Source organism: Rhizobium sp. SRDI943, assembly GCF_057653695.1.
On record NZ_JBYGKN010000002.1, the window covers coordinates 1,279,659 to 1,302,725 of the forward strand.

Annotated in this window: 20 protein-coding genes and 3 pseudogenes; 10 read left to right on the plus strand and 13 right to left on the minus strand. The window is 61.0% G+C overall.

Annotated features, from left to right (window positions below):
• Window positions 1-18 precede the first annotated feature (18 nt).
• Complete coding sequence (locus AC245Y_RS30250) at window positions 19-552, plus strand: GNAT family N-acetyltransferase (protein WP_012763226.1); 534 nt, start codon at window positions 19-21, stop codon at window positions 550-552.
• Between the two features lie 182 nt (window positions 553-734).
• On the opposite strand, the pseudogene AC245Y_RS30255 reads toward AC245Y_RS30250, so the two are convergent.
• Window positions 735-944, minus strand: a pseudogene (locus AC245Y_RS30255) (inorganic diphosphatase); the annotation flags it as partial.
• Between the two features lie 4 nt (window positions 945-948).
• Here AC245Y_RS30255 and AC245Y_RS30260 point away from each other — a divergent pair.
• A pseudogene (locus tag AC245Y_RS30260) lies at window positions 949-1,740 on the plus strand (SIS domain-containing protein); the annotation flags it as partial.
• Window positions 1,741-1,984: 244 nt separating this feature from the next.
• Here AC245Y_RS30260 and AC245Y_RS30265 read toward each other — a convergent pair.
• Entirely contained in the window at window positions 1,985-2,245 is a 261-nt protein-coding gene (locus AC245Y_RS30265; protein WP_017996421.1) for a helix-turn-helix domain-containing protein, read from the minus strand.
• Between the two features lie 103 nt (window positions 2,246-2,348).
• Between AC245Y_RS30265 and AC245Y_RS30270 the strand changes: the two genes are divergently transcribed.
• Together AC245Y_RS30270 and AC245Y_RS30275 are read left to right on the plus strand one after the other, a co-directional pair.
• Window positions 2,349-3,239, plus strand: coding sequence for a LysR family transcriptional regulator (locus AC245Y_RS30270; RefSeq protein ID WP_017996420.1), 891 nt, complete (start codon window positions 2,349-2,351; stop codon window positions 3,237-3,239).
• A 266-nt stretch (window positions 3,240-3,505) separates the two neighbouring features.
• Entirely contained in the window at window positions 3,506-4,426 is a 921-nt protein-coding gene (locus AC245Y_RS30275) for an ArdC family protein (protein ID WP_017996419.1), read from the plus strand.
• Window positions 4,427-4,489: 63 nt separating this feature from the next.
• Here AC245Y_RS30275 and AC245Y_RS30280 read toward each other — a convergent pair whose 3' ends face one another.
• The 3 genes from AC245Y_RS30280 to AC245Y_RS30290 all read right to left on the minus strand — a co-directional run bounded on the left by AC245Y_RS30280 (window position 4,490) and on the right by AC245Y_RS30290 (window position 6,866).
• Window positions 4,490-4,735 carry a WGR domain-containing protein gene (locus AC245Y_RS30280; RefSeq protein ID WP_017996418.1) on the minus strand — a complete coding sequence of 82 codons (246 nt, stop codon included), beginning with the start codon at window positions 4,733-4,735 and terminating at the stop codon, window positions 4,490-4,492.
• A gap of 137 nt (window positions 4,736-4,872) precedes the next feature.
• Window positions 4,873-6,558 (minus strand): type IV secretory system conjugative DNA transfer family protein, encoded by a 1,686-nt coding sequence (locus tag AC245Y_RS30285; RefSeq protein WP_017996417.1) that lies wholly within the window; start codon window positions 6,556-6,558, stop codon window positions 4,873-4,875.
• Window positions 6,555-6,866, minus strand: a complete 312-nt coding sequence (locus tag AC245Y_RS30290; RefSeq protein WP_017996416.1) for a hypothetical protein — start codon at window positions 6,864-6,866, stop codon at window positions 6,555-6,557. The genes AC245Y_RS30285 and AC245Y_RS30290 overlap by 4 nt, the downstream gene beginning before the upstream one ends.
• A gap of 286 nt (window positions 6,867-7,152) precedes the next feature.
• Between AC245Y_RS30290 and traA the strand changes: the two genes are divergently transcribed.
• Together traA and AC245Y_RS30300 are read left to right on the plus strand one after the other, a co-directional pair.
• Window positions 7,153-10,449 (plus strand): Ti-type conjugative transfer relaxase TraA, encoded by a 3,297-nt coding sequence (gene traA / locus AC245Y_RS30295; RefSeq protein WP_017996415.1) that lies wholly within the window; start codon window positions 7,153-7,155, stop codon window positions 10,447-10,449.
• A gap of 263 nt (window positions 10,450-10,712) precedes the next feature.
• Window positions 10,713-11,048: pseudogene (locus AC245Y_RS30300) on the plus strand (methyl-accepting chemotaxis protein); the annotation flags it as partial.
• Between the two features lie 170 nt (window positions 11,049-11,218).
• Here AC245Y_RS30300 and AC245Y_RS30305 read toward each other — a convergent pair.
• Window positions 11,219-12,070, minus strand: coding sequence for a sugar phosphate isomerase/epimerase family protein (locus AC245Y_RS30305; protein ID WP_017996413.1), 852 nt, complete (start codon window positions 12,068-12,070; stop codon window positions 11,219-11,221).
• 345 nt (window positions 12,071-12,415) lie between these two features.
• Here AC245Y_RS30305 and AC245Y_RS30310 point away from each other — a divergent pair, with 345 nt between their 5' ends.
• The 4 genes from AC245Y_RS30310 to AC245Y_RS30325 are packed head-to-tail and all read left to right on the plus strand — an operon-like array spanning window position 12,416 to window position 16,224.
• Window positions 12,416-13,303: a sugar phosphate isomerase/epimerase family protein gene (locus AC245Y_RS30310; RefSeq protein ID WP_012755374.1), complete on the plus strand. Its 888-nt coding sequence runs from the start codon at window positions 12,416-12,418 to the stop codon at window positions 13,301-13,303.
• A gap of 59 nt (window positions 13,304-13,362) precedes the next feature.
• Window positions 13,363-14,532 carry a mandelate racemase/muconate lactonizing enzyme family protein gene (locus AC245Y_RS30315; protein WP_003562969.1) on the plus strand — a complete coding sequence of 390 codons (1,170 nt, stop codon included), beginning with the start codon at window positions 13,363-13,365 and terminating at the stop codon, window positions 14,530-14,532.
• A 2-nt stretch (window positions 14,533-14,534) separates the two neighbouring features.
• Window positions 14,535-15,224, plus strand: a complete 690-nt coding sequence (locus tag AC245Y_RS30320) for a FadR/GntR family transcriptional regulator (RefSeq protein ID WP_003562968.1) — start codon at window positions 14,535-14,537, stop codon at window positions 15,222-15,224.
• 25 nt (window positions 15,225-15,249) lie between these two features.
• Window positions 15,250-16,224 carry a hydroxyacid dehydrogenase gene (locus AC245Y_RS30325; RefSeq protein WP_017996411.1) on the plus strand — a complete coding sequence of 325 codons (975 nt, stop codon included), beginning with the start codon at window positions 15,250-15,252 and terminating at the stop codon, window positions 16,222-16,224.
• Window positions 16,225-16,303: 79 nt separating this feature from the next.
• Here the strand turns inward: AC245Y_RS30325 and AC245Y_RS30330 are convergent, their stop codons facing one another.
• The 7 genes from AC245Y_RS30330 to AC245Y_RS30360 form a co-directional block, all read right to left on the minus strand.
• Window positions 16,304-17,380 (minus strand): ABC transporter ATP-binding protein, encoded by a 1,077-nt coding sequence (locus AC245Y_RS30330; RefSeq protein WP_017996410.1) that lies wholly within the window; start codon window positions 17,378-17,380, stop codon window positions 16,304-16,306.
• Complete coding sequence (locus AC245Y_RS30335; protein ID WP_012755377.1) at window positions 17,380-18,489, minus strand: ABC transporter ATP-binding protein; 1,110 nt, start codon at window positions 18,487-18,489, stop codon at window positions 17,380-17,382. Before AC245Y_RS30335 ends, AC245Y_RS30330 begins: the two co-directional genes overlap by 1 nt.
• The gene (locus AC245Y_RS30340; protein WP_003562960.1) at window positions 18,486-18,689 is read right to left on the minus strand and encodes a hypothetical protein; all 204 of its coding nucleotides are present in this window, start codon (window positions 18,687-18,689) and stop codon (window positions 18,486-18,488) included. Before AC245Y_RS30340 ends, AC245Y_RS30335 begins: the two co-directional genes overlap by 4 nt.
• On the minus strand, window positions 18,686-19,645 hold the full coding sequence (locus tag AC245Y_RS30345) for a carbohydrate ABC transporter permease (RefSeq protein ID WP_017996409.1): 960 nt from the start codon (window positions 19,643-19,645) through the stop codon (window positions 18,686-18,688). Before AC245Y_RS30345 ends, AC245Y_RS30340 begins: the two co-directional genes overlap by 4 nt.
• A gap of 1 nt (window position 19,646) precedes the next feature.
• Window positions 19,647-20,552, minus strand: coding sequence for a carbohydrate ABC transporter permease (locus AC245Y_RS30350; RefSeq protein ID WP_003562956.1), 906 nt, complete (start codon window positions 20,550-20,552; stop codon window positions 19,647-19,649).
• Window positions 20,553-20,707: 155 nt separating this feature from the next.
• On the minus strand, window positions 20,708-22,018 hold the full coding sequence (locus AC245Y_RS30355) for an ABC transporter substrate-binding protein (protein WP_003562954.1): 1,311 nt from the start codon (window positions 22,016-22,018) through the stop codon (window positions 20,708-20,710).
• Between the two features lie 368 nt (window positions 22,019-22,386).
• Window positions 22,387-23,025: a TetR/AcrR family transcriptional regulator gene (locus AC245Y_RS30360; protein ID WP_017996408.1), complete on the minus strand. Its 639-nt coding sequence runs from the start codon at window positions 23,023-23,025 to the stop codon at window positions 22,387-22,389.
• Between the last annotated feature and the right edge of the window lie 42 nt (window positions 23,026-23,067).

A 23,067-nucleotide genomic window follows, 5' to 3' on the forward strand; every position in this document is an offset into this window, starting at 1 on the left:
AGCTAATGGTGAGAGACGATGCAGCTCGAAACTGAACGCCTGATTTTGAGACCCTGGCAACAACAGGATCGCAAGCCCTTCGCTGCGATCAATGCCGAGCCCGACGTCGTCCGATATCTCAACCCTCTGACCGACGAACAGTCGAATGCGATGCTCGACCGCATCGACCTTCACTTCGAGGATCATGGCTGGGGGTTCTGGGCGCTGGAGGAAAAGGCAAGCGGCGCGTTGATCGGCATGTGCGGCCTCGCTAAGGTTTCACCTGCTTTGCCATTTGCCCCGGCAGTCGAAATCGGTTGGCGGCTTTCAGCGTCTCGGCACGGCGCCGGCTATGCGCGCGAGGCCGCGGAACGGTCTCTCGACTTTGCATTCAACGAGCTGAAGCTTGACCGCATCGTCAGCTTCACGGTGCCCGCAAACAGCAATTCCTGGGGTTTGATGAGACGGCTAGGGATGAACCGGATCGGTGAATTCGATCATCCCAATCTGGCCGAGGGGCATCCGTTGCGCCGTCACGTGCTCTATGAACTGCGATCACCAAACGATATTTGAAAGCCGGATCTCAGGGCGCCCCCGGCGGAGTTTCCCAGGAAACTGGAGTGAGGTAGTTAATTGATGCAATCTATAATTGTAAAAGTGGCATAATCTATCTTATGGAACCATAATGAGGTTGCCTCCGGTCCAAGGCCGCGCAAAGACTGGGCGCCACCTTATTTGGCTCTTTCGATTGGCGATTACGTTTGCGAATTGTAGCGGCCGACCGCATCGCTAATCATCTTCTTTGCGACATTGACGTCCTGCCAGCTGGCTATCTTCACCCACTTGCCGGGCTCCAGATCTTTGTAGTGCGAAAAGAAGTGCTCGATCTGCTTCACAAAGATTTCCGGCAGGTCGGTGTAGTTCTCAACCTTGTCGTAGCAGCGCGGCAACTTCGCCACCGGCACCGGCACCGAGCTCAAACTTGGTCGCGGCGCAGCCATCGCGATCTCGCAATCTGGAAAAAGCCCCGACATTGTCGCCCTGGCGGAAACAGCCACGCGCGCGGGCGCCACATCGATCGCTCTGACGAACACGCTCCCCTCACCGCTTGCGAACGCCTGCAAACATTCCCTCAACATTCTAGCCGGTCCGGAAAATGCGGTCGCCGCCACCAAGTCTTATGTGAACTCCGTCGTCGCAGGCCTTGCGGTGCTGGCTGAGTGGACCGGGGATTCTGCGCTTAAGCGGGCGGTGGCGGATTTACCGAGGCACTTTGCCGCCGCTGCGAAACTTGATTGGCGGGAATTTGCCGCCGACGCCGATGAAGCCGAATCCATCTACGTGCTGGGTCGCGGCCCGGGGTTGGCGATCGCCAACGAAGCGGCATTGAAGTTCAAGGAAACGACCGGGATTCATGCCGAAGCCTTTTCCGCGGCCGAAGTCCTGCACGGACCGCTCGCAATCGTCGGCACGCGTTTCCCGATACTGGCGCTTGCTGCTCGCGATGCTGCGGAGGGTTCCATAGCAGCCGTGGCTGACGAACTGGTTGCCAAAGGCGCTTTCGTCCACATCACGTCGACACTTGGGACAAAGGCAAAGCCGCTCCCCTTCGTCGAGACCGGCCACGCAATCACCGATGCACTGGTGCTGATTCTGCCATTTTACGTGTTCGTCGAAGCCTGGTCACGTTCGCGAGGTCACAATCCGGATGCACCCGCAAACCTGAAGAAGGTTACGGAAACCCGATCAGTTCAAAACTGAATAAAGAACGCTCGGATCTTCGACAGCATGGAATGGCATGACGATGCCGTCCTCGTTGTCGGGCCAGAATCGATAGACGTTTCGTGGCAGTTCCATAAATCTGCTTACACCTCAAAAACTAGGCGTGGGAGCAGCATAGGATGGCGGTCGCACAGGGTAGGGTGAAGGTCGCCGGTTCGTTTCTCAAGACGCTCAAATTTGAATCTGGGGAGCTAAAGGATAGCATCTGCCGCGCCACTGGATTTTAAAGCGAGCGGCGGCCACGCCGTAAATTCTGCGGTTGTTGCTCGCCCATCGCCGGTTTGACGAACAGTTCAAGAATGTCGCATCCGAGGACGCTCGCGATCTTTCCGAGAGAATCAATTCCGAGGTTCACCCGCTTCCGCTCGATTTGAGAAATCGAGACCCGCTCTAATCCTGCTTCGAGCGCTAGGCGCTCTTGAGACAGCCCGCGTTTAACTCGAAGTTTCTTCACATTCCAAGCTAGCAGATCACGGGGCGTCATCTGCCCACCTGATCATTACGATGAGAATTAAATAACTGGCTATTCTATACGAAAAACGATATTCTTGCCTGGGTTACGGCGCGAAGATCGAAAGAAAATCTGCATGGAACTACGCCAGCTCTCCTACTTCGTCGCGGTGGCCGAGGAACTGCATTTCGGCCGGGCGGCGGCCAAGGTCCGCATCGCCCAGCCAGCGCTCTCCAACCATGTGCAGGCGCTGGAGCGCGAACTCGGCTGTGCGCTGTTCATCCGCTCGACCCGGCGGGTGGAACTGACGCGGGCAGGGGAGATCTTCCACGAGCGCTGCGTCGGGATCCTCAGCGAGGTCGATCTGAGTGCCGAGATCACCAGGGCGGTGGCCGGCAAGACGATAAGGCAGATCAGGATCGGCACCGTCTATCCGGCGACCACCGGCGTGCTGCCGGCGTTCCTTGGAAAGATCGCCCGCAAGTACCCGGATATCTGTATTCATATATCAAGCGGCAACACTGGCGACATCATCCGCGGCCTGGAGAACGGCCAGATCAATCTCGGCTTCATCAGGCCGGTGGAAAACATCGGCTCGTTGCGCTTCTCCTCGATCGCCCATGAACGATATCTGCTGGCGGTGGCGAGGAGCAACCCACTGGCGGAGCGGGCGGAGATTTCCATCGACGATCTACGTTCGGAAAGGATCATCGCCTTCAACCGCAAGAACCTGTCCTACACCGAGCGGTACTTCAACGAGAAGTTCGAGGAATACGATCTGACCCGCAACATCGCTTATAGCTGCGACGACACCTATTCGCTGGTGTCGCTGGTTTCTGCCGGCCTTGGCATCGGCTTTGCGCCGGAATGGACCGAGGGCCTGCCGAACCGGGCCTTCGAGCTGAAGGCGGTCAGAGGCATCGACTTCAGGATCGGGCTCGGTGTCGCCTGGAATAAAGAAGATCCAACCGCCTCGCGTGACGACATTGTCGATATCGCCCGCTCACTGGCACGGCCGAGCAGGTAAACGATCTGCGCTTCGGTCAGCTGTGAGGCGAGCGATGTGATCCCCTCGCGGATTTGCCACGTCTGCCTCTGTCAAAACCCCCCACCTAGACTTCGACCATCGCGTCCTGCCCCGGCTTTTGGTCCTGCCAGGCTCGCGCCGCCGGCAACGGCTTTGCCGTCCTCCACTGCGTTGCGGCCCCGCGGGTGCAGGCAGCGCTTGCAGCCCGGCTTTCGGACCGCCGTAGCAGGTCGCGATGGCCGCGACCTCGAAACGGAGGTTTAGACATGAGCAGGCAGCAATCCAACCAACGAACCGATATCCACAGCCGCATCACCAACACGATCATCGCCGATCTCGAACGGGGCGTGCGGCCATGGACCAAACCCTGGACGACGGGACATGCGGCAAGTGAGGTCAGCCGGCCACTGCGCCACAACGGCCAACCCTATTCCGGGATCAACGTCCTGCTGCTGTGGTCGCAAGCCATCGCCCGCGGCTTTGCCTCATCACGCTGGATGACGTTCCGCCAGGCAATCGAACTCGGCGGCGCGGTGCGCAAGGGCGAAACCGGCACGACCGTGGTCTTTGCCAGTTCGTTCATCCGCACCGAGGCGACAGACACGGGCAGCGAGATCGAACAGGATGTTCCATTCCTCAAGGCCTACACGGTGTTCAACGCCGATCAGATCGCCGGTCTTAACGGCCGCTTTGATGAGATCGCACCTCTCCAGGATCCGATAAGCCGGATCGGCGATGCCGGCCGCTTCTTTGCCAATACCGGCGCGCTGATCCGCCACGGAGGATCGGCTGCCTATTATGCCGCTCAGCGTGATTACATCCAGATGCCATGCCTGGATGCCTTCAGGGACGATGCTTCCTATGTCGCCGTCCTCAGCCACGAGATCACGCACTGGACCGCCGCACCGCGACGGCTGGATCGCGATCTCAGCCGCTACGCCAAAGACAGGAGCGATCGCGCCCGCGAAGAGCTGATTGCCGAACTCGGCAGCGCGTTTCTCTGCGCCGATCTCGGCATCGTTCCCGAGCTCGAACCACGCCCCGACCACGCCAGCTATCTCGATGGCTGGCTGAAGGTTCTGGCCAACGACAAGCGTGCCATCTTCTCGGCGGCAGCACATGCGCAGCGCGCCGTCGACTATCTGCATTCCTTGCAGCCGGAAATCGACGAGGAGGAGGCGGCGTAAGCCGTCTCTTCCTCCTCTCAACTGTCTCCTCTTTCGCTCAGGCATGAGAGACGCGGACGCCGATCACTGCAGGACCCGATAGCCTCGCGACCGCTTCCTGCGCAAAAGGCTGAGCAGGAGATCGACGGCTTTTGCCTCGCTGTCGAAGACATGGATCTTCTGCTGCCCGCGACTGCCGATGCGTCCCCAGCTGCGCACCAGCGAGGTCTCGCCGAAGAGGTTCGGCTCGATCGACAGCGCATAAAAGCGAGCCATGTTCTTCGATGGATCGATGCGTTCGATGTAGAGACGATAGGGCTGAACTGTCATGCCGGCAGAATCGCAAAGACCAGGCGGCGGCGTCCAACGACATTTGTGAATCGGTTAGGCCCGATCGATTCATCGGGGTGATGGGACCGCCTGGTTCATCGCTCCTGCCTTTTCTCTCCTGGCTTATCTGTCCTGCCTTATCTCTCGTGCTTGGCAAACAATCCGGCAAATTCCGGATCGGCATAATAGCGCAACTTCGTCGCAACGATCGGCCGCTGACCGGCGATGAACAGCAGCTCGGTTTCGGCATGCATGTTGCGCACTTCGTCGGGCGTCAGCAGAGGGCGACCGACATGCTGCTCGGCAAAGGAGAGGCCGGTCTTTTCCGAATCGAGCGCGCGTGCCGCCGTGTTGAAGACGACCGTCTCCTGGCCAAGCAGATCGGATACCAGACGGGCGCTGTCGTGATCGTTGACGCCGAACACCTGCAGCACGCCGGCGTTGGACAGAAACGTGCCGGCGCGCTGGCCATAGGTGGCGCGCAGTTGATGAATGTCCTGGACGATCGGCCAGAGTTGCACACCGTAACCTGCCATCAGTCCCATGGCCCGTTCGATCGGTGCCAGATGACCAAGGGCGGCGAACTCGTCGAGCAGATAGAGAACAGGTGGCGCAGATGGTTGCGGCGAGGGTGGCGTTCGCGCCATCTCGGTCAGGCTCTGGGCCACCAGCAAACGCAGCCAACGCGAGTAGGCCGCAAGCCTGTCTGGCGGCAAGACCAGGAACACGGTCGCCTTGTCTGCCTTGAGGTCACCGAACCGAAAATCCGACCGTGACAGCACCTCGGTCATGCGCGGACTGTCGAGAAAGTGCGTATGTCGCTGGGCTGCCGACAGCACACCGCTAGCTTCGCGATCCGACTTGCCAAGATGCCGATTGGCAGCCCGGGCAATCAGTCCGTTGATCGCACCAGTCCCCTGCATCTCATGAAGCAGATTCTGGAATGCCGCCGGCGCCATCGTCAGATCGCGCCGGAGCGCCGAGAGATTGCGCTGGTCGTTTGGCGCGCTGGCAACGATATGAAGAAGCAATCCAGCGATCAGCGCCTTGGCTTCCTCGTTCCAATGGGCGTCACCTGAAAGACCAGGTTCGTCGAACACCAGCGCGTCGGCCAAGGTGGAGACGTCTTCGGCAACATCGATGCCGGCAGGATTAAAACCGTCCATCGGATTGAAGGCTGCCGTTGGTCTGCCGGTGATGCCGAACGGATCGAGGATATGAACCGGCCCGAACTTCTCTCGCGCATCACCGGCGATGATCGCGTTCTCGCCTTTCGGATCGATGCAGATGATCGAGCGGTCGGCGGTCAGAAGGTTCGGGATGATGGTGCCGACACCCTTGCCGCTGCGCGTCGGCGCCATGGTCAGAAGATGAGCAGGCCCGTCATATCGCAGCAAGCGAGCCGAACCCGGCGCGCGGCCGATCAGCAATCCGCCTTCTGCCTTTGTCAGCGGCGCGATCTCTCGTGTACCTGCGAACCGAGCCGTGCCGTGCGTGTCGGCGTCGCTCGCAGTGCCAAAATGCGTGATCAACGGGGTCGACAACAGTCGAATGAGCAGCGCGACGGCAAAGGCCATCACCACCCAATCGCCGATATGCCAGATGACGTCACCTCTGTGGCCCCCGAGGATCACGCGTCTGAGGTAGTCGATCCCGAAGTAGACGGTGAACACGACAAGCAAATAGCCAAATGCACCCATGACAACCGACTTGGCATATCGCAGCGGAAACGTGATGAACGCGACGATCGCCCAGAGCGGATCACGGGCCGCCATGCGCATCATGTTTGCCAAGGCAATCTTGATCTTGATGGCAAGGATCATGATGCCGCACTCCCACTGCCGATATTGCCGAGCGACGGCTCATTTGCCTGCGGCTTCAGCAGATCGTCGAACAGGTCCCGATCGCCATCGCGGGTGAGGAACTTTGGCAGTTCCGATCTGAGCCAGGCTGCCAGTCCTCCGCCGATCTGCACATCGCGATCATTCTCCAGCCGATGCAGCACAAGTGCGCCGATCAACACCTTGCGGCGCGTATCGATGGCGCGTTCCTGTTGGCCGAGACGGATCTGCAACGTCTTTCGCTGGGCCTCGAGCTGCGCCAGCCGTTCGCCGATGGATTTACGTGCCACTGTCGTTGTCTCCCTTCTCGTCGATGAGCGATTGAACCCACGGCACCAGGACAAATGACCGCACACGATCGCATGCGCAGATGCTGCAGCGATGGGTGCATGTCGGCTACTCGCAAATCTGCGCGTGGAAGCGACGGGCTGAACGGCTTACGAGGTCATCGGGAGATTGCCGCGTGCTCCCACCAGTGCCCGAAGGCGCGAAGCGACGAAGGCACAAGGGCGCACTTACGAGTTGCCGGGCAACTCAAAGCGCGGGCCGGCAGCCCGCTAACAAAGGGGACAAGCGATGGCGATCTATCATCTCAGCATGAAGCCGATCGCCCGCAGCGCTGGCCGCAGCGCTGTCGCGTCCGCCGCCTATCGTGCGGCCGAGCGGCTGACGAACGAGCGTGATGGGCTGACCCATGATTTTAGCAACAGGAAAGGTGTCGAGCATGCCGAGATCGTCTTGCCGACTGGGTCTTCCTCCTATTGGGCGATGAAGCGATCGGCCTTGTGGAATGCTGCCGAGCGTGCCGAGAAACGCAGCGACGCCCGTATTGCACGGGAATTCGAAATCGCGCTCCCACACGAATTGACGCCGGATCAACGCCTGGTGCTGACGCGGGCCTTTGCCGAGGATCTGGCCAATCGTTATGGCGCCGCCGTCGACTTCGCGATCCATCGGCCGGGTGAGGGAAGCGATATCCGCAACAGCCACGCGCATCTGATGATGACGACGCGTGAGGTGAGGGAAACCGGTCTTGGCGACAAGACGCTGCTCGAGCGGGAAAACAGATGGCTTCTCGCCAATCACCTGCCGCCATCGCAGCTGCAGCTGAAGGATCTCAGACAGGCGTGGGAGCATCTTGCCAACACGCACCTTGAGAGGGCCGGCCTCGATATCCGTATCGACAACCGCTCGCATCTGGAGGCCGGGATCACGATCGAGCCGAGCGAACATGTCGGTGTGCATGCCACTCAGATCAATCGGCAGGGTGGCGAAGTCTCACGCGTCCGCATCTCACCGCAATCGGCCGAGCGCAATGCCGAGACCATTCGCCGGCGCCCTGAAGAGATCTTGAAGCTGATCACCAACGAGAAAAGCGTCTTCAACCGCTATGACATTGCCAGGGCCCTGCATCGCACTATCAATGACGATGCGCAGACCTTCCAGAACGCCTTTGCATCGGTCATGGCGTCGAAGGCACTTGTCGAGCTCAGACCCGACAGTTCAACCGTTCGCGGCCGTGATGGAGAGGCACGTTATTCGACGGTCGAGATGGTGGCGATCGAAGGTGCGATGGCAACAGCCACTGTTGCGATGAAGACGCGCCAAAACCACGGTGTGGCGAAGCGCAATGTCGATGCTGCGATCGCCGAACAGGACAGATCGATCCAGGCGGGAAATCCTTCACCGGGGCAGGGGCTGTCGGCGGAACAGCGCCAGGCGATCGAGCATGTCACAGGGCCAGCTCAGATCGCCGTGGTGATCGGTTTTGCCGGTGCCGGCAAGAGCACGATGCTGGCAGCTGCCCGCCAGGCCTGGGAAGCGCAGGGCTATCGCGTTCATGGCGCGGCGTTGGCCGGCAAGGCCGCGGAAGGCCTGGAGCAATCGTCGGGGATCGCCAGCCGCACATTGGCGTCGTGGGAATACAGCTGGCAGGCTGATCGGGGTCGGCTGAATGCTCGTGACGTGTTCGTCATCGACGAGGGCGGCATGGTCGGAAGCCGGCAGCTCGCCCGCTTCGTCGACGAGGTCAGACGGGCCGGCGCCAAGCTCGTCCTGGTCGGCGATCATGAACAGCTTCAGGCGATCGGAGCGGGCGCGCCGTTTCGGGCGATTGCCGAAGCCGTCGGCCATGCGCAATTGTCGGAAGTGCGCCGGCAAAGAACCGATTGGCAAAAGCAGGCTTCGATCGACTTCGCATCTCACCGGACTGCCGACGGGCTTGCTGCCTACCAAGCACATGGCAACATCCAGCTGAAAGCAAACCGCGACGACGTGCTGAAGGCGATCATTGCCGATTACGTCGCTGACCGATCGGCCAATCCCAACGACACGCGCATTGCCATGGCCCATCGGCGTGACGACGTCCGTGCCATCAATGCCGGCATTCGCTCTCGGTTGCAGGAGCGCGGTGAGCTCTCAAGAAGCACCGGCACCTCGGATGATCGTGGTGAGGAACTCACCTACCAGACCAGCAATGGGAAGCGATCCTTTGCGCGCGGCGATCGCATCGTCTTCCTGGAGAACGATCGTGATCTCGGCGTCAAGAATGGCATGTTGGGCGAGGTGATCGCCGTCCAACCGGACGCAATACAGGTTCGGCTTGACGGCAAGGCGCAGACGCAAGATGGGCAACGCCAGGTGACCGTACCGGTCAATCGTTACCAATCCTTTGACCACGGCTACGCGACGACGATCCACAAGACGCAAGGCGCTACCGTCGACCGGAGTTTTGTCCTGGCGTCGACGACGATGGACCGGCATCTGACCTACGTGGCGATGACCCGTCATCGCGAGGAGGTGCAGCTCTATGCCAGCCTCGATGCGTTCAAGACTGTGCGATCCCTGACAGAGACACTGAGCCGCTCAGGCGTCAAGGAGACGACGCTTGACTATACCCATGACTTTGCCAATCGGCGCGGCATGGAGGATCGCCGGGGGCAGGGCGAGAGCGAGGTCGCACCTGCGGTAATCACCAAGGAGGCGGAGCGCATCGCGGACACGACGGTTCCCAAGCCAATGCAAGAACCACGGCCGCCGACACCGCTCGCGGCCCGCAGCATCGCCGATGGCGGCTCTTCGCACCAGGATCCCACTGGCGATGAACGTGACGATGAACGCCGCGTCCTCGTTGCGGCCGTGAAGACTTATGCGATGAGCGTCGAAGAGGTTGGACGGTCAAGGGCAATGCCGGCATTCGACCGAGATTGGGCCGCGGCAAAGCAGCTCGCGCCGCAGGTGTTCAAAGACGCGCCAGCGGCCATGGACGTGTTGCGCGGCCGCATCCTGGATGAGAATGCAGATCCGGTCGCGCTTGCCAGTCAACTCAGCACTTTGCCCGAGACGATCGGCGCGCTCGCCGGCAAGACCGGCCTGTTCGGAGACAACGCCGAACGCAAACAAGCGCTTTCGCGGATCGATGCGCTGGCTTCACATGTTCGCCAATCCGCCAACACCTGGCAGCGTCGCCTTGCGGCTGAATGCGGCTCGGAGCGCTGGAAGCGGGAAAAGCAGGACGGGGTCGAGGTTCTGGGGCCGAGCCGCCGGAGTGAGGCGCTGCTGCGCCAGCTCGACGATCTCCCCTATAGCGACAAGGCAAAGTTCGTCGAACGACTGGCCGGGACACCGGAGGGCCGTCGAGCGCTTGCCGAGGCAAAGGACATCGTGACTGCGATCGAAACGCGCTTCGGTCGCGCCGATCCCTCAGATCTCGCGGATCAGCTGAAGCGAGTGGGACCGGATCGGGATGGTGACGTCGAGCGTATCCGCCAGGTTGCTCGCCTTGCCGATCGTAGTCATCGTGCGGAGCTCACCCGGCAGATGGAGTTGAAGCGGTCGCTGAAGCGGGGCAAGTCCTTGGGGCTTGGGATGTAGATGTTTGGGTCGGACCAGGGATTTCGAGGAGGCTCAAGCTACCTCTCAGAGACTCTGGGCTTGCATCCTCAGCGTTGGGGTTTGAGCTTCATCGCTCCCCTGCCAGAGCGCTTCTGCTGGTCCACACCGCGACGACCGAGGAATTGCGGGCGATCCCGAAGCCTATTGCTTGAATTGGCTGCTGGAGGAGGTGTCGATGTCGATTAACACGGCGGCTGCCGGCGGCAATGCAAGCCTTATTGCCATCAGCTGAGTAACAAGACGCATCGCAGGTCGGCATAGGCGTCCAACTCGTCGAGGAGACCGGCCAGGCGCTTTCATCCATCATGGAACACTTCACCTCGATCAATGGGCTGGTGCAAGTCATCTCGTCTTCGACGACCACGCAATACAAGGGGATCGACGAGGTCAACAATGCCGTTCGTGATGTCGAACACATCACCCAGCACAATGCCGCCATGGTGGAGGAAAACACCTCGGAGATTCATCGGCTCCGGCATCAGGTGGAAGTGTTGAACGAAAGAATCTCCCACTTTCAGACCACCGATATCCGCAAGGCATCGCCCGCCGCCCGCCCGCCGATGTCCCTGGTTTCCTGACGGGATGTCTCCTGAGCGGACGCCTTCGGAAATCTCTTCGATTTGCAAGGGAATCGGGCCGCTCGATGAGAGCAGGCAGAAGGTGATTGCTCAGGCGTAAGGCGTGGCCTGCCAGTGCAGCGTTCAGCCCGATGGTTCCCTGATCGACCGCGGCGAGAATCGGTTGGTATTCATGCCGCCGCGTGCCATCCATCGCGGATATGGCGGTAGCCTTCGCGATAGACCGCTTCCGGTGTCTCGGAAAAGTCGCGCCAGACCTTTGTCGCGGCGGCGAGTTCCTTGAGTGCCCGACCGAAGGCCTCGATTGTCAGCCACCCATCATAGCCGCTCGCGCGTAGCGCCCGGAACGTCTCCGCCCAGGGAATGTTGCCGCGCCCGGGTACGCCGCGGTCGTTCTCCGAAATGTGGACATGCACGATGCGGTCACTGTTTCGCATGAACGCGCCAATGGGATCGGCTTCTTCGATATTGCTGTGGAACGTGTCGTACATGGCGCGGATATGCGGATGTCCGACCGCGTCGATATGGGCCGCAAGATCGTCCATCGTGTTGAACAGGTAGCATTCGAAGCGGTTCAGCGCCTCAAGCCCGATCGTGATGCCATGCTTTGCTGCATGATCGCCGATCGCGCGTTGCGAGTAAACCGAGCGCTTGAGTTCCGCGGCGCTCGGCCCGCTGCCGGAAAATTTGCCGAGCGTCGAATGCAGCGGGCCGCTCAGCATCGTCGCGCCGAGCGCATCGCTGCAGTCGATGGCCCATTTCATGTAGTCGATGCCGCGCCTGCGGGTCGCGTTGTCGGCGGCGATCAGGTTCATCTGCGGATCGCCCATGGCGGAAACGGCGGTCCGTTCCAGGCCGATCCGGTCAAGTATGTCCGCCAGCCGATGGTAGTCGTCGGGTGTGCCCGAAAAGATCGGGATCTCGACACCGTCAAACCCCGTGTCCTTGATATCGCGTAACAGTGCCTCGTGTTTCCGGCCGACACTTGTCGTCCAGAGGAACATGCACATGCCGATCTTCATCTCCCCTCCACTTGGCCTGCGGCCACTCCGAGATGCTTTCAACGTCCTATCACTTTTCCAGATCTGGTCATACCAAATCTTCGAATCTGGTCAAGCCAGTTTATTACGCGCTTGGGGTGCCCGATTCGTACGTAAGCGAGAAATTCGAGATTAAATACCGACCGGCTAAAGAAATATCGACCTTCTGGCTCCGTCTTGCAGAGGTTCAAGAATTGAGCTAGAGCTTTAAAATAACGAGAATTGGCCAAACCAGATTGCCGAGGATGGCGAGAGCGGCCAACGATAACACAACATTTTGCCGCCCGATTGGCGGTGGACCGTGCTGCAACTATCTGGGAGGACCTCATGCATCTTTCGACACATAACTGGATGCGGGCCGAGCCGCTCGCCGTCACGCTGAAGCGCATCAAGAAATATGGCTACGAAAGCATCGAGATATCCGGCGAGCCGGCGCAGTACGACGTCAACGAGACGCGGGCGCTGCTGAAAGAGCATGGCATCCGCTGCTGGGGCGCCGTTACGCTGACGCTCGGCGAGCGCAATCTTGCCGCCAGGGATGAAGGCCAGCGCGCCAGGTCGGTGGACTATGTCAAGAGCGTCATCACCATGGTCAGCGAACTCGAGGGCGAGATCGTCACCCTAGTGCCGGCGACCGTCGGCAAGGTGGTGCCGGATGGCACCGAGGAGGAAGAGTGGACATGGGTGGTGGACGCTACCAAGGAGTGTTTTGCCCATGCTCAGAAGAGGGGCGTGCGCATTGCCGTCGAGCCACTCAACCGTTTCGAGACCTATTTCTTCAACCGTGCCGCCCAAGCGCTGGCGCTCGCCGATGCCGTCAGCCCCGAATGCGGGGTTTGCCTTGATGCCTTCCACCTGAACATCGAGGAGGAAGACATGTATGAAGCGATCCGGCTCGCTGGAAAGCGCCTGTTCGATTTCCACGTCGCCGATAACAATCGTTTTGCCGCCGGCCTCGGACAGCTCGACTGGCCGAAGATCATCGGCACGCTGAAGGAGATCGGGTACGACGGCGCCGTCACCAACGAATTCGTCGCTCCGGTCGACCGCACGCCGGCCTCAAAATATCCGGACATGGTCGAGCGCAACCCCGTCGATATTCCCCCGGAGCAACTGAAATTTATCCAGGACCACGGCTCGAGTCTTCTCACTGAGAAGTTCTACGACGATCAGATGCGGATCACCGCCGAGACGATCCTGCCGCTGATCAAGTAACGAACGGAAAGACAAATGCCCTGCGGCTCGCGGGCCGTGAGGGGCAGGGGATCCGAGACATGCGCATCAAGACCGTAGAGGCCTGGTGGATTAAAATTCCCATCGAGGCGAGCCGTCAGCACCGCAGCGACTTCGGCCGTCTGACGACCTTCGATAGTGCGATCCTGCGGATCGAAACGGACGACGGCATCGTTGGCTGGGGAGAGGGCAAGAATGCCGCGGGCAGTTCGGGCACCTATGGCACGCTGGTCCACATGCTCAATCACGAGATTGGGCCGAAGCTCATCGACCGCGATCCCGCCGACATCTCCACCATTTGGGAGATGCTCTATAATGGCGTACGCCACGAGACGGCGGCGAGTTCGGGTCACGCCATGCCCGAGATCGCGCGGCGCGGCCTTTCCGTCGCGGCGATCAGCGCGGTCGACATAGCGCTCTGGGACATTCTCGGCAAGTCGCTCGGCGTCCCCGTCTGGAAGCTGCTGGGTGGGCGCAAGGCGGACAGGTTGCCCGCCTATGCCTCGGGCGGTTGGGAGAGCGTGGACCGGATCGGCGAACAGCTCCGGTCCTATGTCGCGGCCGGTGGTTTCAAGTCGGTCAAGATGCGTGTCGGTGCGATGGATCGTGCGCTGCATGTCTCGGCATCGCGCGTGCGGGCGGCTCGCAAGGCAATCGGCCCCGACGTCGACCTGATGGTCGATGCGCACGGCACTTATACTGTTGCGGAGGCAAAGCGCTTCATCCAGATGGTCGCCGATTGCGACCTCGCCTGGTTCGAGGAGCCGGTGATAGCGGATGACAAGCCGGGCATGGCGGAGGTGCGCGCGGCTGGGAACGTGCCGATCGCTGCGGGCGAGAGCGAGGCGACGCGTTTCGCTTTCCGAGATCTTGCCATGCTTCGGGCCGCCGACATATTCCAGCCGGATCCCGCCTTCTGCGGCGGCATTACGGAGGCGATGCGCATCAGTTCGCTCGCCAGCGCCTTCAACCTCCGTTTCGCGCCGCATCTATGGGCCGGCGCGCCCTGCTTCTTCTCCGGCCTGCACTTGTGCGCGGCCTCTCCGGCAAGCTTCATCATCGAATATTCGCTCGGCGCCAATCCGATGATCCACGATCTTGTCGAGGACACTGTGTCGGTGAAGGACGGTATGGTAGAGATCCCGGACAGGCCTGGCCTGGGCTTCACGATCAATCAGCGGGTCCTGGAGACTCACGCGCAAAGACAGTGACGATGAAAGAAAACTCCCTCCTCTCCGATCTCGCAGCCCACCTGTTCTCGAACTCGAGCGGCAACGGCCGTACGCCTTCGGAGCGAGAGCTTGCGGAGCATTTCGGCGTCAGCCGGGGCCAGGTTCGCGAGGCACTGGCCATTCTTGAGGCAATGCGCATCGTCGAGCGCCGGGCCAAGTCGGGTATTTATCTGACGACCACGGAGGCGAGCGTGGAGGCAATGGCACTCTTTGCCCGCGCCGGCGTACCACTTGACCCTATCCTGATCTACGAGACCGTGGAGCTTCGCAAGATCCATGAGATCAAGGCCGCGGAACTCGCATGCAATCGGGCGACGGAGGAGAATTACCAGCACTTGCGCGATATCCTCGCCGCGTCGGAGGCGAAGCTTGCCGCCGGCGAGGGGCTGGCGCGCGAGGACCGGGATTTTCATTTGGAGATCGTCCGGGCCACCAAAAATAGCGTCTTCCATCGGGTGTGCAGCGTCTATTACGTCATGGGCGAGCACCGCCTGCCGATCTATTTTGCCGACGCCGCCCGCAGCCGGCGCTCGCATGAGGAGCATATCCGCATCTACGAGGCGCTGCTTGCCCGAGACGGCAATCTCGCCCAGGCGCTGATGAGCGCGCATCTTCAAGGTGCGGAAAGCTATTGGAAGGGCCTTATCGGCGGTCCAGCGACGGCAGCTTGATAGGCGTAACCGGCGGGGAGGGCCGATGAGCTTCATCTTTTCCACACATCCCCTGCACCCTGCGGCCAGGTCCATGCTCGAGGCTGCGGGTGATCTGCGCGTCGCTTCCGCGCCCGATCCCGAAACATTGCTGCGAGAAGGCCGCGGCGCGGGCATCCTCGTCATACGAGCGCCGATCCCGCCGGCCTTCTTCGAGGATGCGCCGGCGCTTCGCGCGGCGATCCGCCATGGTGCCGGGCTCGACATGGTGCCGATGGATGCAGCGACCCGCGCCGGCGTGCTTGTCGCCAATGTCCCGGGCGCCAATGCCTCGACTGTCGCCGAGCACGTCTTCCTTGTGACACTGGCCCTGCTTCGGCGCTTCCGCCTGATGGACCGCGAACTGCGTCAGAACGGCTGGGTGGCGGGCCGCGCCCGATCGGACGCGGCCGTCGACCTCGCCGGCCGCACCATCGGCATCGTCGGCATGGGCAATGTCGGCAAGGCGATCTTCAAGATCGCGAAGTTCGGCTTCGGCTTGGAGGTGGTGGCCACGAGCCGGTCGCCGGAAAGCGTGCCGGACGGCGTGCGTTTCCTGACGATCGATGAGCTTGTAGCGACGGCCGACATCGTGGTGCTCTGCTGCCCGCTGACGCCGGAGACGACCGGCTTGCTCAACGCCGGTCGCATCCGGCGCATGAAGCCCGCGGCCATTCTGGTCAACGTCTCGCGCGGCCCGGTGATCGATGATGCGGCGTTGGTCGAGGCGCTGCGCGATGGTCGCGTCGGCGGAGCCGCGCTCGACGTCTTCGCAACGCAGCCGCTGCCGCTCGACCATCCCTATTTCGGCTTTGACAACGTCATCGTCACGCCGCATCTGGCTGGTCTGACGGAAGAGAGCATGATGCGCATGGGAACAGGCGCGGCGAGCGAAGCCCTGCGCGTCATCAAGGGCGACTTGCCCGTCAATTTGTGCAATCCCGAAGTGGTAGAACACTACCGCCGGCGCTTTCCCGCATAGCGCCTCGTCGCGACAACTCGAAACGCTCGCTGCCCCTGCCGTGCCGCCGAGGCCGCTGGCATCCTTCGGACCGATCAGGTCAGCCCGCGTGCCGCAGGCTTACACCGCTTCCGGCGTCAAACAGCACGACCTTTTCCGGATTCCACGAAAAGCGAACCTCATCCTCGATCCGAAGCGCCGTCTGTGTCGGCACGGTCGCGTGGATGAACCTCTCGCCGGTGCGCAGCGTCACGATCTTTTCGACACCGTGATTTTCCACGTCGTGGACCCGTGCTTCGCCGGGCGCGCCGCTGTCGAGAAAAATGTCCTCGGGACGGATGCCGAAGGTGAGCGGGCGACCGTCTGTCGCGATCCCGTGTCCTTTCCCGAGGGGCAGCCGGTAGCCCTCGCTCGCCACTGCTTCGCCGCCGGCAAGCGTGCCGGCGATCAGGTTCATCGGCGGCGAGCCGACCGCGCGCGCGACGAAGGTGTTGACCGGGTTTCCGTAGATCTCCTGCGGCGTACCCGTCTGCACCAGTTGACCATTGTTCAGGACGCCGATCTTGTCGCCCATCGACATGGCCTCTATCTGGTCGTGAGTGACGAAGAGGAAGGTCGCGCCGAGGTTCATCTGCAGGTTTTTCAGCTCGGTGCGAAGTGCTTCGCGAAGCTTCGCGTCGAGCGCCGAAAGCGGTTCGTCCATCAAGAAGACCCGCGGTTTGCGCACGATGGCCCGGCCGATCGATACGCGCTGCATCTCGCCTCCCGACAGCCGGTCCGTCTTGCGGTCGAGCAGATGCTCGATGCGCAGGGTCTTTGCAACGCGGTCGACGCGCTCCTTGATTTCTCCGGGCTCAACGCGACGGATACGGGATTTCAATGGAAATTCCAGGTTCTCCCGTACCGTATAGCGCGGGTAAAGTGAATATTGCTGGAGCACAAGGGCCACATCGCGCTCCGCGGCACCCCAGTCGGCAACGTCCTGCCCGTCGATGAAGACCTGGCCTGCGGTCGGCTTTTCGAGACCGGCGATCAGGCGCAGCGTCGTCGTCTTGCCGGCGCCGGTCTGCCCGAGCAGCACGAAGAACTCGCCGTCAGCAATGTCGATGTTCAGGTTTTTCAGCGCCGTGTGGTTGCCGAAGGTCTTGGTGATGCCCTTGAGTTCGATATGCGCCATCAGAGTCTGATCCCCAGCGACGAGCCGGTCGCGGTGTTGAAGAAATGTGCCTGGGCGGGGTCGATGCGCGCCCAGACGGCTTCGCCGGGACCAGGCACGAAACCGCTCTTGGTGCGTGCCCTGATCATCTGGCGACCGACCTTCAGGTCCACGATGTCGTGCGAGCCGAGAGGCTCGATGATATGCGCCTCGACCGGCATGAAGCCCTCGCGGGCCTCCCGTGAAACAAGCACGCCCTCGGGCCGGACCCCGAGTGTCAGCTTGCCGTTCTCGGCTCTTGCGTCAGAGAGGCGGTTGGCCAGCACGGCGGGGAACTCGAAGCCAGTCGTCCCGTCGCCAATCTGCACGCTGGTATGGCTGCCCGTTTCGCTTATAGTCGCCGGCGCCATGTTCATGACCGGGCTTCCGACGAACTGGGCGACGAACGTGTTGGCGGGTTGCGCGTAAACCTCTTCCGGCGTGCCGACCTGCTGAAGGATGCCCTCGTGCATGATGACGATGCGGTCGGCGAGCGACATGGCCTCCACCTGGTCATGCGTCACGTAGATGGTGGTTGAACCCTGCTTGATATGCAAACGCTTGATTTCCGCCCGCATCTCCTCGCGCAGCTTCGCGTCGAGCGCACCGATCGGCTCGTCCATCAGCATGGCCTTTGGCCGCCGCACCAGCGCACGGCCGATTGCGACCCGCTGCATGTCGCCGCCTGACAGCGCCGAAGGCTTGCGGGCCAGCAGACCGGCGATGCGCAGCACACCGGCGATCTCGCGGACCGACGCATCGACATCGGCACGGCTCATCCGGGTAGCGCGGAGCGGGAAGGCGATGTTCTCGTAGACCGTCATGTGCGGATAGAGCGAGAAGGATTGGAACACCATGGCGATGTCCCTGCCGGACGCCTTGATATGCTGCACCGGCTGCCCGTCGATCAGAATGTCGCCTTCGTCGATCGTTTCCAGCCCCGCGACGGCGCGCAATGTCGTCGTCTTTCCGCAGCCCGATTGTCCAAGGAGCACGATGAATTCATTGTCGGCGATGGCGAGATTAAGGTCTTTGATGACCTGGACGGCACCGAAATATTTCTGAATTCCGCGAAGTTCGATCTGCGTCATGAATGGTTGCCTTCGTCTGGTTGCGCGTCCCGCGGGATTTTGGTCGTCACCATGAAGGCGATCAGTCCGACGAGCGTCATCGTCATGCCGTAGCGATGCAGAAACAGGTTCCAGGGCTGGCAGAGCGCGATAATGCCGAGGATCATCAGATACTGTGAAGCGGGTTCGAGATATTTCTGGTTCAAGGCGCGGAAAGTCATTTGCGGATCGCTCCGAAGCTCATGCCGCGCAGGAGATGGTTCCTGAGCAGGAAGGTGAAGATGGCGACCGGTAGCAGGAACAGGAACGTGCCGGCCGCAATGACCGTCCAATCCGGCAGGCCTGAGCCGACCTGGCTCGGGATGAAGGGTGGAGCCGTTTGCGCGCGTCGGTTGGTCATAATTAGCGCAAATGCATATTCGTTCCAGGCCGTGATGAAGCAGAAGACCGCGGTCGCGGCGATTCCGGTCGCTGCTTCCGGGATGACGATCTTGAAAAAGGCCTCCATCCGCGTGTAGCCGTCGACGAGCGCGGCCTCCTCGTATTCCTTCGGGATCTCGTCGATGAAGCCCTTCATCAGCCAGACGGAAAAGGAAAGGTTGAAGGCGGTGTAGAGGATGATGAGGCCCCAATGCGTGTCGTTGAGGCCGACGACGCGGTACATGAGGAACATCGGGATTGCCACGACGACGGGCGGCAGCATGCGCGTCGACAGGATGAAGAAGAGAAGGTCTGCCTCCCCCTTCACTTTGAAGCGCGAGAAGCCGTAGGCTGTGAAGGTTCCCATGCCGACGGCCAGCACCGTGGACGTGACGGCGACGATCAGCGAGTTCATGAAGCGGTTCGGATAGCCGGAGGGCTGCACCTCGCCGCGGCCGGAGCGAACGATCTTCTCGCCGCCGTCGAACACCATCCGCTCCCACCAGGGGGCGGCGGCATATTCTTCAGGGCTCGGCGCCCCGCGCAGTTGCGAGCGCTTGGTGAAGAGCTTCACGAAGGGCGAGAGTTCCGGCTCGAAGAGCACCGTCGGCGGAATGGTGGTGGCAAGGTTGCGCGGCTTGAAGGCCGTCGAGGTGATCCAATAGATCGGCGCCAGGAAGATCAGCGTGATGACCAGTACGGCGGCGATCGCCACCCGGTTCAGCGCGCGTTCGGAGCGGGTTTGGACGGCAGCCATCTCAGCGCTCCTTCACTTTGTTGAGGTACTTGACGTAGATGTTGGTGATGGCGAGAACCATGATCAGGACGATGTAGGCGAGTGCGCAGGAGCGCCCAGTCTGCCATTCCTGGAAGGCCATCTTGTAGAGCCGGATGGAGATCACCTCGGTCGTCGGTTGGCTGGTCAGGATGTACGCGAGGTCGAAGGTCTTGAAGGCCTCCATCGTGCGGAAGATGATTGCGATCATCAGGATCGGCGCCACCAGCGGCAGCGTGATGCGGAAGAATGTATAAAACGGCCCCGCCCGGTCGATCGCCGCTGCCTCGTAGAGATGCTTTGGCACGGCCGAAAGGCCGGCAAGCGACAGCAGCATCACGAAGGGCGACCACATCCAGATGTCCGTGATTGCGACCGCATAGAGCGCCATGTCCGGATTCGACAGCCACTCGAAGGAGCCGAGGCCGAGTGCGTAGTTGATGATGCCGAAGGACGGGTCGTAGAGCAGCTTCCAGAAGAGGCCGACCACTGCCATCGAGAGCATCATCGGCAGCAACAGCAGCGTCGTCAAAAGACCCTTCAGCGGGATATCGCGGTTGAGCAGCATCGCGGTGCCGAAGCCGACGATCACCTGCCCCGTCACAGAGACGATCACATATTTCGCGGTGATGGCGAAATTCGACCAGATGAAAGGATCGTTCAGCAACTCGCGGTAGTTCTGCAGGCCGACGAAGTTGGCCGGCGCGTTCGACGAAGCGCGAAAGTCGGTGAAGGAATAGCCGAGCGAATAGATCAGCGGAAAGATGTTGAAGACGATCAGGAACAGGATCGTCGGAATGATGAAGAGATTGCGAATCCGGATGTCGCTCATGCCGCGGGATGCGGCACGCGATTTCGTGTCCAGCGATGTCATGACTGCGGTGGCCAATCCTCTCCTCCTCCGAGAGTTCGGCGCCGGATGCCGGAACGGCATCACGATGCGCGAAGTGAATTCCGGGCGCCGCGCCCTCTTGAGCCGCGCCTTCAACGCGGAGATGCAGAATGAAATGGGAGGGGCCGCGGCCCCTCCGCTGAGCGCGCTTGCTACTTGTGGCGTCCGTATTTCGCGAACGTCGCGTTCCAGTCCGCTGCCAGGGATTCGAGCGCTTCCTTCGCCGTGCCTTGGCCGGCAGTGACGAAGGGATAAATGCGCTGGTTCATCTGGATCAGCAGTTCGGCATATTCAGGCGTTGCCCAGAAGTCCTTCACCTTGAACATCGTCTCGTAGAAGGCCTTGTTATAGGGTGTCGCGTTCTGAAACTCCGGCGATTCAAGCACCTTGGCGCTTGCCGTATAGCCGCCGAGTTCGGCCCAGCGCTTCTGGGTCTCGTCCTTGATGAACCATTCGAGGAATTTCATCGCCTCTTCCTGGTTTTTTGAGTAGGAGATGACCGATATGCCTTGGCCGCCGAGCGCTGCGAATTGCTCGCCGTTTGGGCCCGCCGGATTGGCAAAGAAGCCGGTAACCTTGGCGTTCGGGTTGGACGCCTCGTTCACCAGGGCCGGGAAGAAGGCGAAGTAGTTCATGCTCATCGCCGCCAGGTTCTCAGTGATCGCCTGGTTGTTCTCGACGAAGAAGGACTTGGCCCAGCCCGGTGGCGTAAAGCCGTAGAGCTCGCGATAAAGCTCGAGCGCCTTGACGTTCTTCTCGGAATTGATGATGCCGTCGACCTTGTAGCTCTGGTAGTCGCCGAGTTCGCCTCCAAACGAGAAGATCGCGTTCTCGACACCCATGACGAGACCGTCATAAGAGTTGTCGGTGTAGATGGCGATTCCGTATCGCTTCTGGTCTGGACGGTGGAAGAACTCGGCGATGTCACGCATCTCGGCCCATGTCTTCGGCGGTGCGAGATCGTAGCCGTATTTGGCCTTGAACGCCTCCATCTCCTTGGGGTCTTCGAACCAGTCCTTGCGGTAGGACCAGCCGACGGCGTCGCCTTCGGCCGGAACCGACCAGTACTTTTTCGAGTTCGACGGATATTCGGCGTAGTATTTCACCGTTGCCGGGGCCATCACCTGGGTCAGATTGTGCTTGGTAAAGAAGTCGGTCAGATCGACGTAATGGCCGGCTTCTGACGCTGCCCCGATCCACTGACTGTCGCCGACGACCATGTCATAGGCTGAACCCTTGGCGTTGAACTCGGTGAAGGCCTTGGTCTGGAAGTCGGCCCACGGCGTGGTCTCGACCGTGACCTTGACGCCGGTTTGAGCCTCGTATTCGTTGACGAGTTCCTGAAGGTAGTTTGCCGGATCCCACTCGGCCCAGAAGATGGTCAGTTCCTGGGCCTGTGCGGATGTTCCGCACGCCCACATCAATCCGACACCGGCCAACAGACCGGTCATAGTTTTGCGCATAACGTTTCCTCCCATTTATGCACGCCTCCCGCTTCATCGCGGGCCTCCCGATCTGGCTTCCCGATCCTCCTGGGTGGTGTTCGTGCTGGGGGTCCTCCTCGACCCCTAGCTCGTTTCAGATCTCAAGCCTGAATGTCATTAACTTGATCTGGTATTACCAAATGCCATTATCGTCAAGCGCAACCTGGGAGACCTCTCGTCAAAGGCTCGTCTTCAGGCTTTCGCTGTCATTCCCCTGTAATTCCGGGCCTGCCGACGCAGTCGTGGCGGGCCGCCTCACATTCATCATCGCCGATCCGGACCACAATACAAGAACATATTACTGCCACTGGTCTAACCAGTTGTGCGCCAAGTCTGGGCGCGCCACGTTATGCCCCGCTCTCTGCCTGCCGTAATGCGGTATCGACAAGAGCCCTGGCGGCCCACTCGGCAACAGACTGCGCGCCTTCCGAGGTCAGGCCCCATATATCCTTCAATACGATCAGCACCTCGACGCCGAAGACAAGCGAAAGCGCCTGTGCAAGGCGTTCCCGGGATTCGGGCGGCACAGTGCCCTGCAGGGGGGCCGTGACGCTCTTCAGCAGGTCGACCCGGTGGCCGCGCTTGAACAGCGGCTCGTTGCCGAGCGTGCCCGCCTGGCGCTGCGCCCACTGGTCCAGCGAAAGTTTCAGCGCCGCCTTGAAGGTGGCCTCGAACTCATCGATGCGCGGCATTGCAGTCGCCAAGAGGTCGGCAACGCGAGTGCGTGCGTCCGGACTATCCGATGACCAACTGAGTATCGGCCCCAGAGCCTCATCCACCACGGCATGCACGAGCACGGCCTGGCTCGGAAAGTAACGGTAGGCCGTCGCACGCGAGACTTCGGCTGCCTCGGCGACTTCACTTACCGACGGCGTGATGCCGGACTGCATGAGCCGCGTAGCCGTTTCGAGCATCAGTTTTCGCGTTCGGGCACGCGGGCCTCGCTCGGTCCTGGCTGTTTCGTTCTGTTGACGTGAGACATCCATGTCTTTATGATACGCACGTCTCACAAATTTGCAAGGGCCCGT

Coding starts and splice junctions, on each gene's coding strand:
- AC245Y_RS30250 (WP_012763226.1), top strand. CDS start 19: ATGCAGCTCGAAACTGAACGCCTGATTTTGAGACCCTGGCAACAACAG.
- AC245Y_RS30265 (WP_017996421.1), bottom strand. CDS start 2,245: ATGACGCCCCGTGATCTGCTAGCTTGGAATGTGAAGAAACTTCGAGTT.
- AC245Y_RS30270 (WP_017996420.1), top strand. CDS start 2,349: ATGGAACTACGCCAGCTCTCCTACTTCGTCGCGGTGGCCGAGGAACTG.
- AC245Y_RS30275 (WP_017996419.1), top strand. CDS start 3,506: ATGAGCAGGCAGCAATCCAACCAACGAACCGATATCCACAGCCGCATC.
- AC245Y_RS30280 (WP_017996418.1), bottom strand. CDS start 4,735: ATGACAGTTCAGCCCTATCGTCTCTACATCGAACGCATCGATCCATCG.
- AC245Y_RS30285 (WP_017996417.1), bottom strand. CDS start 6,558: ATGATCCTTGCCATCAAGATCAAGATTGCCTTGGCAAACATGATGCGC.
- traA (WP_017996415.1), top strand. CDS start 7,153: ATGGCGATCTATCATCTCAGCATGAAGCCGATCGCCCGCAGCGCTGGC.
- AC245Y_RS30305 (WP_017996413.1), bottom strand. CDS start 12,070: ATGAAGATCGGCATGTGCATGTTCCTCTGGACGACAAGTGTCGGCCGG.
- AC245Y_RS30310 (WP_012755374.1), top strand. CDS start 12,416: ATGCATCTTTCGACACATAACTGGATGCGGGCCGAGCCGCTCGCCGTC.
- AC245Y_RS30315 (WP_003562969.1), top strand. CDS start 13,363: ATGCGCATCAAGACCGTAGAGGCCTGGTGGATTAAAATTCCCATCGAG.
- AC245Y_RS30320 (WP_003562968.1), top strand. CDS start 14,535: ATGAAAGAAAACTCCCTCCTCTCCGATCTCGCAGCCCACCTGTTCTCG.
- AC245Y_RS30325 (WP_017996411.1), top strand. CDS start 15,250: ATGAGCTTCATCTTTTCCACACATCCCCTGCACCCTGCGGCCAGGTCC.
- AC245Y_RS30330 (WP_017996410.1), bottom strand. CDS start 17,380: ATGGCGCATATCGAACTCAAGGGCATCACCAAGACCTTCGGCAACCAC.
- AC245Y_RS30335 (WP_012755377.1), bottom strand. CDS start 18,489: ATGACGCAGATCGAACTTCGCGGAATTCAGAAATATTTCGGTGCCGTC.
- AC245Y_RS30340 (WP_003562960.1), bottom strand. CDS start 18,689: ATGACTTTCCGCGCCTTGAACCAGAAATATCTCGAACCCGCTTCACAG.
- AC245Y_RS30345 (WP_017996409.1), bottom strand. CDS start 19,645: ATGGCTGCCGTCCAAACCCGCTCCGAACGCGCGCTGAACCGGGTGGCG.
- AC245Y_RS30355 (WP_003562954.1), bottom strand. CDS start 22,018: ATGCGCAAAACTATGACCGGTCTGTTGGCCGGTGTCGGATTGATGTGG.
- AC245Y_RS30360 (WP_017996408.1), bottom strand. CDS start 23,025: ATGGATGTCTCACGTCAACAGAACGAAACAGCCAGGACCGAGCGAGGC.